This is a genomic window from Streptomyces regalis (genome assembly GCF_001509475.1).
Classification (GTDB): domain Bacteria; phylum Actinomycetota; class Actinomycetes; order Streptomycetales; family Streptomycetaceae; genus Streptomyces; species Streptomyces regalis.
Genome location: NZ_LLZG01000338.1, coordinates 1 through 233 on the forward strand (window position 1 = coordinate 1; position 233 = coordinate 233).

The window sequence follows — 233 nt, forward strand, 5'->3', positions numbered from 1 at the left end:
GCGGTTGACCGTGATGCCGACCTCGTGCAGACGGTCCTCGGCCTGCTGCCCGTCCAGCTCGGAGGCGCGCAGGTCGACCAGGATCAGGTGCACGTCCGTACCGCCGGACAGGACATTCACGCCGGCCTCACGGACGTCGGCGGCGGTCAGCCGCTCGGCGAGAATGCGGGCGCCGTCCACCGTACGGCGCTGGCGCTCCTTGAACTCCTCCGACGCGGCGACCTTGAAGGAGA

The 233-nt window shown here is 70.4% G+C and carries 1 pseudogene; it reads right to left on the reverse strand.

Going from position 1 to position 233, the window contains the following annotated elements:
- A pseudogene (locus ADL12_RS28490) lies at positions 1 to 233 on the reverse strand (serine hydroxymethyltransferase); the annotation flags it as partial.